Annotated in this window: 14 protein-coding genes; 6 read left to right on the top strand and 8 right to left on the bottom strand. The window is 69.1% G+C overall.

Annotated elements, in window-relative coordinates; genetic code table 11:
* The coding region (locus tag ACO057_RS06155) for an ATP-binding protein (RefSeq protein ID WP_421989694.1) at nucleotides 1–2,106 on the top strand (2,106 nt) is incomplete at its 5' end.
* Nucleotides 2,107–2,110: 4 nt separating this feature from the next.
* Here ACO057_RS06155 and ACO057_RS06150 read toward each other — a convergent pair.
* Nucleotides 2,111–2,761, bottom strand: a complete 651-nt coding sequence (locus ACO057_RS06150; protein WP_421989692.1) for an FkbM family methyltransferase — start codon at nucleotides 2,759–2,761, stop codon at nucleotides 2,111–2,113.
* 438 nt (nucleotides 2,762–3,199) lie between these two features.
* Here ACO057_RS06150 and ACO057_RS06145 point away from each other — a divergent pair, with 438 nt between their 5' ends.
* Nucleotides 3,200–4,189 (top strand): hypothetical protein, encoded by a 990-nt coding sequence (locus tag ACO057_RS06145; protein ID WP_421989690.1) that lies wholly within the window; start codon nucleotides 3,200–3,202, stop codon nucleotides 4,187–4,189.
* Nucleotides 4,190–4,207: 18 nt separating this feature from the next.
* Here the strand turns inward: ACO057_RS06145 and ACO057_RS06140 are convergent, their stop codons facing one another.
* A complete protein-coding gene (locus ACO057_RS06140; RefSeq protein ID WP_421989688.1) occupies nucleotides 4,208–4,954 on the bottom strand; it encodes an SGNH/GDSL hydrolase family protein in 747 nt (248 codons plus the stop codon).
* A 159-nt stretch (nucleotides 4,955–5,113) separates the two neighbouring features.
* On the opposite strand from ACO057_RS06140, the gene ACO057_RS06135 reads away from it, so the two are divergent.
* Genes ACO057_RS06135 through ACO057_RS06125 form a run of 3 tightly spaced genes read left to right on the top strand, consistent with a single transcriptional unit; the run spans nucleotide 5,114 to nucleotide 8,416 of the window.
* Nucleotides 5,114–5,908 (top strand): 3-hydroxybutyrate dehydrogenase, encoded by a 795-nt coding sequence (locus tag ACO057_RS06135; RefSeq protein ID WP_421989686.1) that lies wholly within the window; start codon nucleotides 5,114–5,116, stop codon nucleotides 5,906–5,908.
* Nucleotides 5,908–6,975 carry a patatin-like phospholipase family protein gene (locus ACO057_RS06130; protein ID WP_421989684.1) on the top strand — a complete coding sequence of 356 codons (1,068 nt, stop codon included), beginning with the start codon at nucleotides 5,908–5,910 and terminating at the stop codon, nucleotides 6,973–6,975. Before ACO057_RS06135 ends, ACO057_RS06130 begins: the two co-directional genes overlap by 1 nt.
* 40 nt (nucleotides 6,976–7,015) lie before the next feature.
* Entirely contained in the window at nucleotides 7,016–8,416 is a 1,401-nt protein-coding gene (locus ACO057_RS06125; protein WP_421989682.1) for a M20/M25/M40 family metallo-hydrolase, read from the top strand.
* Here the strand turns inward: ACO057_RS06125 and ACO057_RS06120 are convergent.
* The 5 genes from ACO057_RS06120 to gluQRS all read right to left on the bottom strand — a co-directional run bounded on the left by ACO057_RS06120 (nucleotide 8,404) and on the right by gluQRS (nucleotide 13,509).
* Nucleotides 8,404–8,775, bottom strand: coding sequence for a DUF3293 domain-containing protein (locus ACO057_RS06120; protein WP_421989680.1), 372 nt, complete (start codon nucleotides 8,773–8,775; stop codon nucleotides 8,404–8,406). The genes ACO057_RS06125 and ACO057_RS06120 overlap by 13 nt on opposite strands.
* On the bottom strand, nucleotides 8,772–9,968 hold the full coding sequence (locus tag ACO057_RS06115) for a class I SAM-dependent rRNA methyltransferase (protein WP_421989678.1): 1,197 nt from the start codon (nucleotides 9,966–9,968) through the stop codon (nucleotides 8,772–8,774). The genes ACO057_RS06120 and ACO057_RS06115 overlap by 4 nt, the downstream gene beginning before the upstream one ends.
* Nucleotides 9,969–10,055: 87 nt before the next feature.
* Entirely contained in the window at nucleotides 10,056–10,949 is an 894-nt protein-coding gene (locus ACO057_RS06110) for a DMT family transporter (RefSeq protein ID WP_421989676.1), read from the bottom strand.
* 71 nt (nucleotides 10,950–11,020) lie between these two features.
* Nucleotides 11,021–12,604, bottom strand: a complete 1,584-nt coding sequence (locus ACO057_RS06105; RefSeq protein WP_421989674.1) for a Na+/H+ antiporter — start codon at nucleotides 12,602–12,604, stop codon at nucleotides 11,021–11,023.
* A gap of 29 nt (nucleotides 12,605–12,633) precedes the next feature.
* Nucleotides 12,634–13,509, bottom strand: a complete 876-nt coding sequence (gene gluQRS, locus ACO057_RS06100; protein ID WP_421989672.1) for a tRNA glutamyl-Q(34) synthetase GluQRS — start codon at nucleotides 13,507–13,509, stop codon at nucleotides 12,634–12,636.
* A 204-nt stretch (nucleotides 13,510–13,713) separates the two neighbouring features.
* On the opposite strand from gluQRS, the gene ACO057_RS06095 reads away from it, so the two are divergent.
* The gene (locus tag ACO057_RS06095) at nucleotides 13,714–14,298 is read left to right on the top strand and encodes an HNH endonuclease (protein WP_421989670.1); all 585 of its coding nucleotides are present in this window, start codon (nucleotides 13,714–13,716) and stop codon (nucleotides 14,296–14,298) included.
* 24 nt (nucleotides 14,299–14,322) lie between these two features.
* Here ACO057_RS06095 and ACO057_RS06090 read toward each other — a convergent pair.
* A partial coding sequence (locus ACO057_RS06090; RefSeq protein WP_421989668.1) for an MFS transporter occupies nucleotides 14,323–15,462 on the bottom strand: 1,140 nt, incomplete at its 5' end.

Raw genomic sequence — 15,462 nt, 5'->3', positions numbered from 1 at the left:
GACGTGCGCCGCATGGCGGATGGGCGCTGGCTGGAGCGCACCTATGCGCCGCTCTCGGGCGGGCGCGTCATCGGCCATGCGCGCGACGTCACGGCGCTGAAGGAGCGCGAGGCCGAGCTCGACGCCGAGCGCGACCTGCTGCGCGAGGTGCTGGACAGCACGGAGGCGCTGGTCACGCTCTACGACGCGTCGTCGCGGGTCATCGTCGCGAACCGCCGGCATCACCATCTGCTGGACGCGCCGCAGGAACTCTTCGCGCCGGGCGCGCATTTCAGCGAAGGCATCGGCTGGCTGGCCCGGCGCGGCGATTTCGGGCCCGTCGAGGACGAGGCGGCCTTCGTGCGCGAGCGCATCGAGCGCATCCATGCCGGCATCCGCGGCGGCGGGTCGCTGCGCTATGCGCGCCAGCTGCCGAGCGGGCGCTGGGTGGAGTTCCACTACACCCTTCTCTCCGGCGGGCGGCTCATCAGCCAGGCGCATGACATCACGGCGCTGAAGTCGAGCGAGCAAGCCGCGCTCGCGGCCCAGGCCGAGGCCGAGGCCGCGCGCGACGCCGCCGAGGCCGCGGCCCACGCCAAATCCTCCTTCCTCGCGGCCATGAGCCACGAGATCCGCACCCCCATGAACGGCGTGCTGGGCATGCTCGAGATCCTCGATCGATCGGCGCTCGGCGCCGACCAGGCGCGCAGCGTGGCCGTGATCCGCGAGAGCGCGCAGTCGCTGCTGGGCATCATCGACGATGTGCTCGACTTCTCGAAGATCGAGGCGGGGCGGATGGAGGTGGAGGAACTGCCCTTCAGCCTGCGCAGCCTCATCGAGGGCACGGTCGAGACGCTGATGCCCCAGGCGCGCCAGCGCGGCCTTACCCTCTTCGCCGACCCCGCCGATCCCGGCCCCGACTGGATGGAGGGCGACCCCACCCGTCTGCGGCAGATCCTGTTCAACCTGATCGGCAACGCGCTGAAGTTCACCGAGCGCGGCTTCGTGCGTCTGGCGGCCCAGACGCGCCTGGACGAGACCGATCCGCAGGGCGGAATGGCCGTCGTCCGGCTCGTCGTGGAGGACAGCGGGGTGGGCATGGACGCCGAGACCCTGGCGCGGCTCTTCCAGCCCTTCACCCAGGCCGACAGCTCGACCACGCGCCGTTTCGGCGGCACGGGCCTGGGCCTGTCCATCGTGCGCCGGCTCGTGGAGCTGATGGGCGGCGAGGTGCGGGCGGAGAGCACCTCCGGGCGCGGCAGCCGCTTTATCGTGACGCTGCGGCTGCGCGTGGCGGTGGTCGTCCCGGCGGCGGCGAAGCCCTTGCCCCTGCCGCCGCCGACCGGCGCGGGCCATGCGCCGCTCGGCCGCGTCCTGGCGGTGGACGACCATCCGGTGAACCGCGAGGTCCTCACGCGGCAGCTGGAGCTGCTGGGCATCCCCGCCGCCACGGCCGATGACGGCGCGCAGGGCCTCGCGCATTGGCGCTGGCACCGGCCCTCGCTCGTGCTGCTCGATATCCACATGCCGGTGATGGACGGCTTCGAGATGGCGCGGGCGATCCGCCAGGAGGAGCAGGCCAAGGGCCTGCCGCGCACCACGCTGATCGCCGTCACGGCCAATGCGCTGAAGGGCGAGGCGGAGCGCTGCTACGCCGCCGGGATGGACGGCTTCGTGACCAAGCCGGTGACGCTGGACGGGCTGTCGCGCGCGCTGGCGCGCTTCATGCCGGGCCTGGCGAAGGAGGGCGCCTCGGCGGGCGGGGCGCTCTTCGATCCGGACGCGCTGCGCGGGCTCTTCGGGCGGGACCGCGAGCGGCTGCTGAGCATCCTGGACAGCTTCGCCGAGCAGGCGGCGGGCGACATCGCCCGGCTGAAGGAGGCCGAGGGGCCGCGGCTGGCGGAGGCGGCGCACCGCCTCAAGGGCTCGTCGCGGATGGTGGGCGCGCGGCTGCTGGCCGAGGCCGCGCAGGCCATGGAGGAGGCGGCGCGGTCGCGCGACGTGATCGGCGTGGAGGCGGCGCGGGGGCAGCTGGACAAGCTGCTGGCGGACACGCTGGCGGTGGCCCGGCCGGCGCTGGGTGGCGCCGCCGGCGAGGGGGTATATCCCGCCGAGGGCAGCAGGTAGCCGATCAGGCGACGGTGCGCTGATTCAGGAATATTGTGTCGTGCCCGGTATGCGCGACGACCTGATAATCGTGATCAACAAGAAGTTTCGTCACCGGAGATCTATCGATATTCTGTATCGAAGCAAGGGCTTCTACAATAATCAATTTTGGGCGAAATTTAAAAAGATCCAAATTTCTTAGAGACATTAATTCGAATCCTTCAATATCCATCGATAAGAAGTCTATTTCTTGATGGTCCGGCAGATTTTTTGATAGTATGGATGTCAGATTGTCGACTTTCACGTTCACAACCCTTTGCAACGCATCGGGGTGCCGCTTGGCGCGGCCAGGATTGAAAGTGTTGTGCTGAGGGTTGTTGAATATGTAAAAATCCAGGAAGCTTTCTTCTTCTCCGACCCCTGAATTCACGAAAATATCCTTGGGTCGAATTTCCTTGAAGGGCTCTTCCGCCAAGGGGTTGGCGTCGATGCAAAGGCCTGTCCAGCCTCTTTCATAAAAGAAATAAGTATTGGATCCCTTTATGGGATGTGCGCATCCAATATCTATGTAGAAACCTTCGTAATTTTCCGAGGCGCGCGGGATAAATCCATTCCTTCGCAGAATAAAATCGATGAGAATATCCTGGCCGGTCTGAGCATGAGATATTCTTTTCATATTTTATTCCCCGTGGCGTGTTGATTTGCGAAATTATTAATCTCGAAAAATATTCATGTTGAAATTCTAAAATAACCTTCAGAAGGAAGCTTTTATCCGTTTGCATCGGATCATTCCGTGAAAATGGCATGAATCGTCAGAGTATGTCTTGTCATTTTAAGAATAAGAAAATCATGATGATGTGATTTTTATCGAATCGCCAATTGGATGTTCATTATGAATTCTTTCCCCGAGGGGCATCTGGACTCATCGGAGCGTCATATCATGTTGATCGACGCTGACCGGATCGACGGAAAGATGGCCAACCTGGCGGACCGTGCGGAGGCCCAGCCGACCGGGTGGGTGCGGGGATGCCGGCATGCGCCTGCTGCCGGGCCTGTCTCGACTCGGGCTTGCGGCTATGAATGTCGTCCGAAGTTAAATAGGGCCTGAAGCGACATGGCGAAGACGACGATCGGGCGCGTGTTCGACGGTACGACGCTGAGGGTCGTTGACGCGAGCCGCCCGGCCGACAGCGACGTCCTTGTGATTACCTTCCCGGCGCGCTCGCCGCGCCAGGGCTTGGATCGCAGGCCGTTCGGGCAGCAGTTCCTGCAGGCGTCGAACATTTCCTCCGTCCACGTGACGGCCGATCGGAATCATTGGTTCCAGACGACCGAGGCCGAGGCTGCGATCCAGGCGATCAAGCCCATCGCCGCCCGGTTTCGCCGGGTCGTCACCTACGGATCCTCCATGGGAGGATACGGCGCTCTCGCCTGGAGCAGGCGCCTAGGGGCGACGGATGTCGTGGCCATATCGCCGCAATTCTCGATCGACCGGCGGCGCGTGCCCTGGGAAAGGCGCTGGTCGGAAGAGGCCGCCACGCTCGATTTCTTCGACGATGACATGGCGGAGAATCTGAATCCCGACGCGACGGTCACCCTTATCTTCGATCCCCTTACCGCCGACGGCCGTCACGGGGCGGAGATCACTGCGCTTTCGGCGCGGGCATCGACGCTGCTCGCGCCGTTCGGCGGCCATCCGGCCGGCACGTTTCTGCGCGACATCAAGCTTCTGAGTTCCGCCATCCGCAAGCTCGCATCCGGAACAGCCGATATCCCGTCGCTGCGGCGCGCCATCCGGCAAGGGCGCGCGAGTTCCGCACTCTATTGGTCGCAGCGCGCCGCGGGCCTCGCGAAGAGCAAGCGCCTGGAAGCGGCCAGGGAAGCCAATCATCGCGCGCTGGCCCTCGCACCCGACCAGGCAAACGTCTGTTTCGCCGCCGGGCGACTTTCCATCCGGCTCGGAGACGGCGCCATCGGCAAGGAGGCCTTGCTCAAAGCGGTGGCACTCAATCCCGACGAACCGAAGTACCGTCGCGTATTGGAGATGGTGCTGGCCGACGAGGGGCGGCGACGCGGTGCCCAGCGACGCGGCGCACCGGCCTGAGCTCCCTTCCGCTTGCCCTCAGCGGGCCAGTTCTGGCCTGATGGCCGCCGCCATCATGGCATAGCCTTCCGGACCGGGGTGCAGCCCATCGTGGAAAAGGCTGCAGCTCGGTGCCGCGGCGCAGGCCGCCATCATCCGCGTGTGGGCGTCGACATAGCGCGCGCCCACGGCTTTCGCCTCCTGCTCGATCAGCGCGTTCGCCCGGGCGATGCCCGGCCGCTGCGCACGGTCCCAGGGTGCGCGCGGCAGGATGGAGACCACCACCAGCCTCGCGCCGGGGAAGAGGGTCCGGAGACGATTCAGGATGGCCGCGACGGCCTGGCCGATGGTGCAGCCATCGTCCCGGCGCAGGTTGTTCGTGCCGATCAGCAGGATCACCTGCCGGACCTGGCCGGCCGGCGGCGCGGCGCGATTCAGGCGGTCCAGCACATGCTCCGTGCGGTCGCCGCCGACCGCGAAACGGGTGACCGGCAGGCCGAGATCCGCCTCCGCGCCGATCCATCGCGCGAAGATCGAATCGCCGACCAGCAGCGTCGGAGCGGAGCCGCGCCTCAGCTCCGCCAGACGCGCCTCGGTCTGCACGCGGGCGCTGGGCCGGTCGTCCCGCTCGGCCGGCACCAGCGCGGCCGCGTCGGGCGCGACGGGAAGGCAGGCCTGAGCCCAGGCCGGCCCGGCCCCCAGCCAGATCAGGAGGCCGAAGACGGCCAGAGGCACGCGCCAGGGCATGCGCCAGTGGCGGTGCGGGCGCGCTTCCACCGGAATCATGCCTCGTCTCCTGTCGCTCTGCGAAGCAGGGTGAGGGCTGGCCGGCCGATCATCAAGCCGCCGCGCGGAATCCCATCGATCCCTCGAGACGCGGGCATTGATTGAGCGGCGGCTGTTTCCCGGCTACTGCAAGGCAACAAAACTGGAATGGTGGAGCGCATGGAGAAGATTCTCGCCGGGCAATCGGCGCTGGTCACCGGTTCGACCTCGGGCATCGGGCTCGGCATCGCGCGGATCTACGCCCAGGCTGGCGCGCAGGTGATGCTGAACGGCTTCGGCAGGCCCGAGGAGATCGCCGCTGCCCGCGCCGAGATCGGCGCGCTCATGGGCGTGGCCGAGGCCCCCTACAGCGGTGCCGACATGTCGAAGCCCGAGGAAATCCGCGGCATGGTCGCCGAGGCGGAGAAGGCCTTCGGCAAGCTCGACATCCTGGTGAACAACGCCGGCATCCAATTCGTCTCGCCCGTGCAGGATTTCCCGACGGCGAAGTGGGACGCGATCATCGCGATCAACCTCAGCAGCAATTTCCACGCGATCTCGGCCGCGCTGCCGGGGATGCTCGCGCGCGGCCATGGGCGCATCATCAACGTGGCCAGCGCGCACGGCCTGGTCGCGAGCCCCTTCAAGACGGCCTATGTCGCGGCCAAGCACGGCGTGGTGGGGCTGACCAAGTCGGTCGCGCTCGAGATCGCGCAATCGCCGGTGACCTGCAACGCCATCTGCCCCGGCTTCGTGCGCACGCCGCTGGCCGAGGCGCAGGTGCAGCCGTTCGCCGATCAGTTCGGCGTGAGCGCGGAGGCCGCGCTGAAGGACCACCTGCTGGCCAAGCAGCCCTCGAAGCGCTGGATCGAGGTGGAGGAGGTCGCGCGGCTGGCGCTCTATCTGGTCGGCCCGGGCTCGGGCGGCGTGAATGGTTCGGCGATGTCGATCGATGGCGGCTGGACCGCCGCCTGATGGACATCACGCCCCCCGCGGGGCTTCCCGCGCCGGCCCTCGCCCAGCGCGTCACGCGGCGCATCAACCTTGCCTTGCAGGGCGGCGGCACGCATGGCGCCTTCACCTGGGGCGCGCTCGACCGCCTGCTGGAGGACGACCGCGTCGAGTTCGACGGGCTTTCGGGCACCTCGGCGGGCGCGATCAACGGCGCGATCCTGGCGCTCGGCCTGCTGGAAGGCGGGCGCGAGGGCGCCAAGGCCGCGCTGAAGCGCTTCTGGCACGCGCTGGGCACGTCCTTCGCCATGTCGCCGCTGCGCGCCCATCCGATGGAGAAGGCGATCTGGGGCTGGGACCTGACCTACAGCCTCGCCTACAACGCCTTCGACACGATGACGCGGGTGCTGAGCCCCTATCAGCTCAACCCCTTCACGATGGAGTTCAATCCGCTCCGCAAGGCGCTGGACGAGAGCCTCGACCTGGAGCGGCTGCGCTCGGACAAGAGCGCGATGCGGATGTTCATCTCCGCCACCAACGTGCGCACCGGCAAGCCCAAGGTCTTCAAGCGCGAGGAGATCACGGTCGACGCGCTGCTGGCCTCGGCCTGCCTGCCCAATGTGTTCAAGGCGGTGGAGATCGACGGCGAGGCCTATTGGGATGGCGGCTATCTCGGCAATCCCGCGCTCTGGCCGCTCTATCACGAGCGCATGGCGGCGGACATCGTTCTGGTGCAGCTGAACCCGCTGCTGCGCCCCGAGCTGCCGACCTCCACCAGCGACATCATGAACCGGCTGAACGAGATCAGCTTCAACGCCTCGCTGATGAGCGAGATGCGCGCGATCGACTTCGTGCAGCGCATGCTGGAGGCCGGGCGGCTGGAGCAGCCGCGCTACCGCCGCATCTTCCTGCACAGCATCGAGGACGAGGACCGCATGCGGGCCTTCAAGCTCAGCACCAAGTTCAACGGCGAGTGGGACTTCCTCACCACGCTGCGCGACTATGGGCGCGACGCGGCGGACCTCTTCCTGCGCGAGAGCTTCGACAAGGTGGGGCGCGAGAGCACGCTGGATATCGAGCGCTATCTTTGAACCGGGTTTCCCCGATGGCTGTCATTCCTGAGGACCGAACATGAGCGAGCGCGTTATCGAGCACCTGGCGGCCGGGAAGGGCGCGATCCTGGAGCGGCTGCTGACGCTGATCCGCTTCCCTTCGGTCAGCACCGACCCGGCCTTCGCCGAGGGCATGCGCGGCGCGCGCGAATTCCTGCTCGATCGGCTGCGCGCGATCGGCATGCCGGACGTGCGGCTGCTCGACGCTCCGGGCGGACAGCCCGCGATCTACGGCGCCTGGACCGGCGCGGGGCCGGACAAGCCGACCATCATGATCTACGGCCATTACGACGTGCAGCCGGCCGATCCGCTGGAACTCTGGCAATCGCCTCCCTTCGAGCCGGCGATCCGCGACGGGCGGATCTATGCGCGCGGCGCGAGCGACGTGAAGGGCTCGACCACCGTCGCGATCGAGACCATCGCCGGCTTCCTGGCCGTGGAGGGCGGCTGCCCGGTGAACGTGAAGCTGTTCCTGGAGGGCGAGGAGGAGGTCGGCTCGCCCTCGCTGCCGGCGCTGATCGCCGCGCATCGCGAGTTGCTGGCGGCCGACGCCATGCTCTCCGCCGATGGCGGCGGCGCGGCGGGTCCGTTGCCGGTGCTGAACATCGGCTGCCGCGGCATCTGCGCGCTGCAATTCGACCTGCGCACGGCGAAGAAGGACGCCCATTCCGGCAAGGTCGGCGGCGCCATGCGCAACGCGCTGCACGAGATGGCCAAACTGATCGCGACGCTGCACGATGAGGCCGGCCGCGTGGTCGTCGAGGGCTTCGAGACCGGCGCGCCGCCCCTGACCAACGCGCAGCGGGCCGAGACGGCCTCGCTGCCGCTGGACGAGGCGGCCTGGTACGCGGAGTTCGGCGCCACGCCCTTCGGCGATCCGGCCTATACGGTGCGGGAGCGCACGACCCTGCGCCCGACCGTCGAGGTCAACGGGATGTGGGGCGGCTACACCGGGCAGGGCGGCAAGACCGTCACCCCGGCCGAGGCGCATGCCAAGCTGACCATGCGCCTGATCCCCGGCCAGGAACCAATGGCCGCGCAGGCGGCGGTGAAGGCGCATCTGGAGCGCCATGCGCCACCCGGCGTCGCGCTGGAATTCCACTACCGTCCCGGCGGCACGCGGGCCTTCACTTTGGCGGCCGACCATCCGCTGCGCGCGGCGACGGCGGCGGTGCTGCGCCGGGCGAAGGGCGGGGAGCCGGCGGTGACGCGGCTCGGCGGCACGGTGCCGATCACGACGATGTTCCAGGAGGAGCTCGGCATCGACAGCCTGATGTTCGGCCTGGCGAGCCCCGATGAGGACGCGCATGCGCCCAACGAGTTCTTCCGGCTGTCCTCGCTGGACGAGGGGCTGCGGCTCTGGCCGATGCTGCTGAGCGAACTCGGCACGATGCGGGCGGCGGATTTTCAGCCCCGATAGATCAGCTCGGCCGGCCGGCGCAGCCGCACGCGCAGGACGGCCGCCTGCCGGTAACGCCGCATCATCAGGCGGATGGTGGCGGCGTCCGCGACGGCGAGCAGCATGGGCTCATCCCAGCTGCTGAGGCTGCCGCCGCCTTCCTCGAAAACGCGAAGGTTTCGCTTCAGCCGCGCATGCTGCGCGTCGTTCCAGCGATCCGGCATCTTCCTGCTGAATGGGTTGGCGGCGCCGATGAACCAGGCCTGGTTCGCGCGGTGCCGCGTCATCCACGCATCGGCGGAAACACTGCGCCGGCTCACACGCACCACGACATCGCCGGCCCGATAGACCGTCCGGCGATAGGCCTCGGACCGCGTCATCCCAGCTGGAGCAGCTGCGCCTTCAGATAGGCGCTCTCGGGCAGGATCGGATGCACCGGATGGTCCGGTCCCGCGCCGGAGGAGCACAGGATCCGCGCCTCGCGCCGCGCGCGCCACACGCCCTGGGCCACCGCCTCGAAGAACTCGGCGGGGGCGGCGTGGTGCGAGCAGGAGGCGATGAACAGATAGCCGCCCGGCGCCACCAGCTGCGCGCAGAGCCGTGCGAGGCGCTGATAGGCGCGCAGCGCCGCGGGGATGTCCTTGCGCGACTTGGCGAAGGCCGGCGGGTCGGCCACCACGATGTCGAAGGTGCGGCGCGCGCCGACCATGCGCTCCAGCGTCTCCAGCGCCTCGCCGCGCTGGGCGGTCACGCGCTCGCCCAGGCCATTGGCGGCGGCGGTGGCCATGGCGAGGTCGAGCGCGGGCTGCGAGCGGTCCAGCAGCGTCACCGAGGCCGCGCCGGCCTTGGCCGCCAGCAGGCCGAAGCCGCCGGTGTGGCAGAAGGCGTCGAGCATGGTCGCGCCGCTCGCGAGGCCGGCCACGCGAGCGCGGTTCTCGCGCTGATCGAAGAACCAGCCGGTCTTCTGGCCGGAGAGCAGGTCCACCTCGAAGCCGATGCCGCCCTCTTCCACGCGGGCGCGGGCCTCGGTTCCGTGCAGCAGGCCCGAATTCAGCTCCAGCCCCTCCAGCGTGCGGACGGAGGAATCATTGCGCGAGACGATGGCGCGCGGCGCGAGCAGCTCCCGCAGCGCCTCCACGATCAGCGGCGTCGCCATCTCCATCCCGGCGGTATTGGCCTGGAGCGCGATCACGTCGTCGAAGCGGTCGACCACCAGGCCGGGCAGTCCGTCGGCCTCGGCATGCACCAGGCGGCAGAAATTCGGCACGCCGAGGCGCGTGCGCAACGCCAGCGCGTCGGAGAGGCGGCGGCGGTACCAATTGGCCCCGGGCTCGACCTCGGGATTGCGGTCCAGCACGCGCGCGGCGATCAGGCTGTGCGGGTTGAAGTGCCACACGCCGTGCTTCATGCCGTCGTCGCCCTCCAGCCGCACGGGGCTGCCGGGGGGGAGGGCGCGCAGTTCGGCGCTCATCGCGATCTCGTTGGAGAAGGCCCAGGGGTGGCCGCCCTTCACGCGCTTGTCGCGGGCGGGAAGCAGGCGGACGAGGGGCAGGGGGGAGGATGGGTTGGTCATGGGCGGCGCTCCGGCTGGGTCACGGCGAGGATCACACCGCCAAGCGCGCCGAGTTACCGCAGCCGGGCCGCTTCGCCCAGCGCGCCGTCAGGGTTCCCTGGGTCGGCGCTCCTTCTGGCCGATGGCCAGCACGACGGCGAGCAGCACGCCGCCAAGCGCGGTCACCTGGCGCAGGCCGATGGGCTCGCCCAGCGAGAGCGAGGCGCCGATCACGCCCAGCACCGGCGCCAGCAGCGAGCCCAGCGTCGCGGTCGAGGCGGGCAGCCGCCGCAGCGCGGCGAACCAGGTGAAGTAGGACAGGCCCATGGTGAAGACGACCATCCAGGCGAAGGCGATCCAGACGGGCAGGGTCACGGCGGCGACGTCCGGCCGCTCCAGGAAGGGTGCCAGGATCAGCATGGGGATGGCGCCGAGGGCCATCTGCCAGGTCAGCGAGGCGAAGGGCGGCAGGGTCAGCGGCCGCCGCTTGGACAGCACCGTGCCCAGGGCGAAGAGCACCGCGGCCGTGAGCACCGCCGCCACGCCCGGCCATTTGTCGGCGCTCACCTCCGCGCCCTGTCCCGCGAAGAGGAACACCATGCTGCCGAAGCCGATCGCCAGTCCCGCCCAGCGGGCGAGGCCCGGCCGCTCGCCCAGCAGCGGCCAGGCGAAGATCGTTGCCCAGATGGGGAAGGTATAGGCGAGGATCGCGCCCTCCGAGGCCGAGAGCCAGCGCAAGGCGACCGTGGTCAGCGCCATCCAGGCGCTGACGTTGAGCAAGGCGAAAAGCACCAGCCGCCCCCGCTGCCCGCGCGGGACGCCGAGCGGCACGCGGAAGGCCAGAGCGAGCGCGATGAGCAGGAGGGCCGCGGCCGACGCGCCCCAGGCGCGCAGGGTCAGCGGCGGCAGGCCGGTCATGATGAATTTGAGCAGCGGCCAGGTGGAGCCCCAGTTCACCGTGGTCGCGAGGAGGAGGAGTAGTCCGGCTGTTCGGGGTGTCACGCCCGCGACGCTAGCGGCGATGGCGGCTTGCGCAACCCGCCCCCAGGGGAGGAGCGGGGGCGAGCGGGGCCCTAGGACAGGGCGGCCATGGCCCCCAGCTCCTCGATATCCAGGTCGCGCTCGAGGTTGTGCAGGATCTCGTCGTCGATCTGGTTGGCGCGGTGCAGGCGCACGAGCTCCGCCCGCCCGGCGGTCACGGCGGCGATGACCACGGCGAAATGCGCCTCCATCCCCGCCTGCAACTCGACCTCCCGGCCGGGATAATTGGCCGCGATGGTGGCGCGGGTGCGGTAGCTGTCGAGGAGGCGGGGATGGATCAGCTTCCCCTCGGCGTCATGGGCCACGGCCTCGACGACCTTCAGCTGCTCGCGCGCCATGGCGGCTTCGGCCTGGGCGAGGCTGAGCGGCGGCCCGGCGCCCTCGGCCTCGCGCACGCCCAGCGCGCGGATGACCACGCCCAGCGTCGTGCCCTGGAGCAGCACGGTGGCGAGGATGATGGCGAAGGCCGTCACCAGCATGAAGTCGCGGCCCGGCATCTCCTCCGGCAGGGTCAGGGCGACGGCGAGCGTGACCACGCCGCGCATGCCCGCCCAGCTCATCACCACCGCGGCGCGCGGCCCGATGGGCGGCTTGCGCGTGAGGCCGATGCGCCGCGCCAGCGCCAGCACCGCATCCGAGCCGAAGACCCAGACGAAGCGCGCCAGGATGACCGCCAGCACGATGACCATCGCCGGCCAGGCCATGTCGTGGAGCACGGGGCCGAAGCCGCCCACCCGCTCGATCACGCCGCGCAGCGAGAAGCCGATGAGGATGAAGACGAAGGCCTCGAGCAGGAAGATCATGACCGTCCAGAAGCCGCCCGCCCGCATCCGCACCTGCGCCGAGAGCACGGTGTGCTGGTGCCAGCCGGCGATGAGGCCGGCGGTGACGGTGGCGATGACGCCCGAGACGTGCAGCTGCTCGCCCGCCAGATAGGAGGCCCAGCACAGCAGGATGGAGCTGGCGATCATCAGATCCTGCTCCTTCAGCCGTCGCACCAGCAGCACCCAGACCCCGCCGATCGCCGCGCCGACCACGACGCCGCCCAGCGCCAGGATGCCGAAGCTGACCAGGGCGTCGCCGGCGCTGAAGCTGCCGGTCACCACGGCGGCGACGGCGAAGCGGAAGAGCACGAGGCCGGTGGCGTCGTTGAGCAGGCTCTCGCCCTCCAGCAGCGTCGTCAGGCGGCGCGGCAGGCGAACGCGCTGGAGCACCGCGCGGGCCGAGACGGCGTCGGGCGGGGAGACGATGGCGCCCAGCGCCGCGCAGGCCGCCCAGGGCAGGGACGGCATCAGCCAATGCGCGACGACGGCCACGACCACCGTCGTGAAGAGCACCGCGCCGATGGCCAAAGACAGGATGCCGATGATGTGCCGGCGGAAATGCGCCACCGCCGTGAACCAGGCCCCGTCCATCAGCAGCGGCGGCAGGAAGACGACCAGCACCAGCTCCGGGTCGAGCGAGATGACCGGCAGGCCGGGCAGGAAGGCCAGGGCGCTGCCGCCGGTGAGAAGCGCGACGGCCGGGGGCAGGGACAGGCGATGCGCGATGTAGTGCAGGGCGACGATCACCAGCAGCAGGGCGATCACGAGCTCGAAGACCTGAACCGTATGCATTCTTATCCATTCCGACGCGCCGGAATCGCTTAGTCGGTTCGCGCGGGCAGGGTCCAGGAATTTGTGCCCGGGGGCGAAACGAAGGCCCGAGCGCGAACCTCGCCGGGCGTGGCCCCCGCCTCCCGCAGGGCGCGCAGCGTCGGCGCCCTGTCGCGCTTGGCGAGGCGCCTGCCATCGGCCCCCAGGATCAGGGGATGATGCGCGTAGAGTGGCTCCGGCCAGCCCATCAGCGCCTGGAGCAGGCGGTGGATGTTGGTCGCCTCCAGCAGGTCCTCGCCGCGCGTGACGAGGGTCACGCCCTGCAGCGCGTCGTCATGGGTGACGCAGAGATGGTAGGAGACGGGCACGTCCTTGCGGGCCAGCACCACGTCGCCCTGGGCTTCGGGCGTGCAGCGCCGGGGGCCGCGCAGCAGGTCCGTGAAGGCGAGGGGGCCCGTCTCGGCCAGGGCGCGGGCGACGTCGAGCCGCAGGGCATAGGCGTCGCCGGCGGCGATGCGCGCCTGGGCCTGGCCGGGCGGCAGGCCGCGGCAGGTGCCGGGATAGATCTGGGTCGGCGCGCCGTGCTGGGCCGCGATGGCCCCGGCGATGTCGCCGCGCGTGCAGAAGCAGGGATAGAGCAGGCCGCGGCCGCGCAGCGCATCCAGCGTGGCCCGGTATTCGGGCAGATGGCGCGACTGCACGCGCGGGGGGGCCTCCCAGTCGAGGCCCAGCCAGGTGAGGTCCTCGATGAGGGCCTGGGTGTATTCCGGCCGGCAGCGCGTGGCGTCGATGTCCTCGATTCGCAGCAGGCAGCGCGCGCCCATCCGCCGCGCGAAGAGCGCCGAATGCGCGTGGCCCAGATGCAGCAGCCCCGTCGGCGAGGGCGCGAAGCGGGTGACGCTTCCGGGCTGGGGTTCGGACGGCATTCCAGGCCTCTCGCGCGAAACCGCCGGCCCCGCAAGCACTTGTGACGAACCCATGAAAGACGCCCGGGCCGGACGGCCCCGTCTTGCGGCGGTGCGGCAAGGGTGTCATGCATGTATCGCAGTTGTTGGCGGCCCACCGAATCCCGGAAGCCTGTCCTCTCCCGGCGTCGGTCCCTCCGCCATCGCGGCCAGGAGGAGCATCGCTTGCCCGACGGCAGTATCATTCCTCAAATTTCCGGCCCGGGTGGGTTTCCCGCCTTGGTGCTGAACGCCGATTTCCGGCCGCTTTCCTACTTCCCGCTCTCCGTCTGGTCCTGGCAGGACGCGGTGAAGGCGGTGGTGCTGGATCGGGTCTCGGTGCTCAGCGAGTATGAGACGGAGGTGCGCTCGCCCTCCTTCGCGCTGCGGTTGCCCTCGGTGATCGCGCTGCGGGAATACATCCCCTCGGCCCGGCGGCCGGCCTTCACGCGGTTCAACGTCTTCCTGCGCGACAGCTTTGAATGCCAGTATTGCGGCCACGACCTGCCGGCCCAGGAGCTGACCTTCGACCATGTGGTCCCGCGCAGCCGGGGCGGGCGGACGAGCTGGGAGAACGTCGTGGCGGCCTGCGGGCCCTGCAACCTCCGCAAGGCCGACAAGATGCCCAGGGAGTGCCACATGCTGCCGCGCCACGTGCCGCGCCAGCCGACCAGCTGGGAGTTGCAGGAGAACGGGCGGAGCTTCCCGCCCAATCACCTGCACGAGAGCTGGCGCGACTATCTGTACTGGGATTCCGAGCTGGAGGACTGAGGGGGCAGCGCCCCCTCGCTTCCTTTACATCTCGTGCTTCGGCGAGGCGAAGATGCACACCAGCGTCACCGTCGCCGCCGCCAGCAGGTAGTAGCCCACGGAGGCGATCCCGAAGCTCGACTGCAGCCAGGTCGCGATATAGGGCGCCAGCGAGGCGCCGAAGATGCTCGCCAGGTTGAAGGTGATCGAGGAGCCGGTGTAGCGCACCTGGGTGGGGAAGGGCGCGGCCAGGGCCACGCCGATCACGCCGTAGTTCAGCCCGAAGAGCAGCATGCCGATGGTGGCGAAGGCGTAGATGCCCCCGATCCCGGCCGAAAGCAGCGGCCCCAGCGCGAAGGAGAAGAGCATCACCAGCACCGTGCCGACGATCAGCAGCTCCCGCCGGCCATAGCGGTCGCCCAGCTTGCCGGCCGCGATGGTGGAGATGCCGAAGATGACCGAGGCGTAGATCTGGATCTTCAGCGCATCGACGAAGGCAATGCCCACCACCCGCACGTTGTAGGACAGCATGTAGGCCGAGCAGATGTAGAAGAGGACGAAGGTCACCAGTGCCATGAAGGTGCCCAGGAACAGGCTGCGCTTGTGCGAGCGGAAGAGCTCCACCACGGGCACCGCCACGCGCTGCTTCTTGTCGATGGCGCGCTGGAATTCCGGCGTCTCGGTGATCGACAGGCGCACCCACAGGCCGATCACGACGAGCGCGATCGAGGCCAGGAAGGGAATGCGCCAGCCCCAGCTCAGCAGGGCCTCCTGCGACATGAACTGCAGCAGCAGCCAGAACACCGCCGAGGACAGGAACAGGCCGACCGGCGCGCCCAGCTGGGGGAACATGCCGAACCAGTTGCGCTTGCCCTCGGGCGCGTTCTCGGTCGCGAGCAGCACCGCGCCGCCCCATTCGCCGCCGAGGCCCAGGCCCTGGCCGAAGCGGCACAGCGCCAGCAGCAGCGGCGCGGCCACTCCGATCTGGGCATAGGTCGGCAGCAGGCCGATCACCACGGTCGAGATGCCCATGGTCAGCAGGGCCGCGACCAGCGTTGTCTTGCGCCCGATCTTGTCGCCGAAATGGCCGAAGACCACGGCGCCGAGCGGGCGCGCGAAGAAGGCGATGGAGAAGGTCGCGAAGGAGGCCAGCAGCGCCGTCGTGGGGTCGCTATTGGGGAAGAA

Source organism: Roseococcus sp. (assembly GCF_965227005.1).
GTDB lineage: Bacteria > Pseudomonadota > Alphaproteobacteria > Acetobacterales > Acetobacteraceae > Roseococcus.
This window is presented reverse-complemented; position numbering and strand designations above follow the sequence as displayed.

Coding starts and splice junctions, on each gene's coding strand:
- ACO057_RS06130 (WP_421989684.1), top strand. CDS start 5,908: ATGGACATCACGCCCCCCGCGGGGCTTCCCGCGCCGGCCCTCGCCCAG.
- ACO057_RS06115 (WP_421989678.1), bottom strand. CDS start 9,968: ATGACCAACCCATCCTCCCCCCTGCCCCTCGTCCGCCTGCTTCCCGCC.
- ACO057_RS06140 (WP_421989688.1), bottom strand. CDS start 4,954: ATGATTCCGGTGGAAGCGCGCCCGCACCGCCACTGGCGCATGCCCTGG.
- ACO057_RS06125 (WP_421989682.1), top strand. CDS start 7,016: ATGAGCGAGCGCGTTATCGAGCACCTGGCGGCCGGGAAGGGCGCGATC.
- gluQRS (WP_421989672.1), bottom strand. CDS start 13,509: ATGCCGTCCGAACCCCAGCCCGGAAGCGTCACCCGCTTCGCGCCCTCG.
- ACO057_RS06135 (WP_421989686.1), top strand. CDS start 5,114: ATGGAGAAGATTCTCGCCGGGCAATCGGCGCTGGTCACCGGTTCGACC.
- ACO057_RS06120 (WP_421989680.1), bottom strand. CDS start 8,775: ATGACGCGGTCCGAGGCCTATCGCCGGACGGTCTATCGGGCCGGCGAT.
- ACO057_RS06145 (WP_421989690.1), top strand. CDS start 3,200: ATGGCGAAGACGACGATCGGGCGCGTGTTCGACGGTACGACGCTGAGG.
- ACO057_RS06105 (WP_421989674.1), bottom strand. CDS start 12,604: ATGCATACGGTTCAGGTCTTCGAGCTCGTGATCGCCCTGCTGCTGGTG.
- ACO057_RS06150 (WP_421989692.1), bottom strand. CDS start 2,761: ATGAAAAGAATATCTCATGCTCAGACCGGCCAGGATATTCTCATCGAT.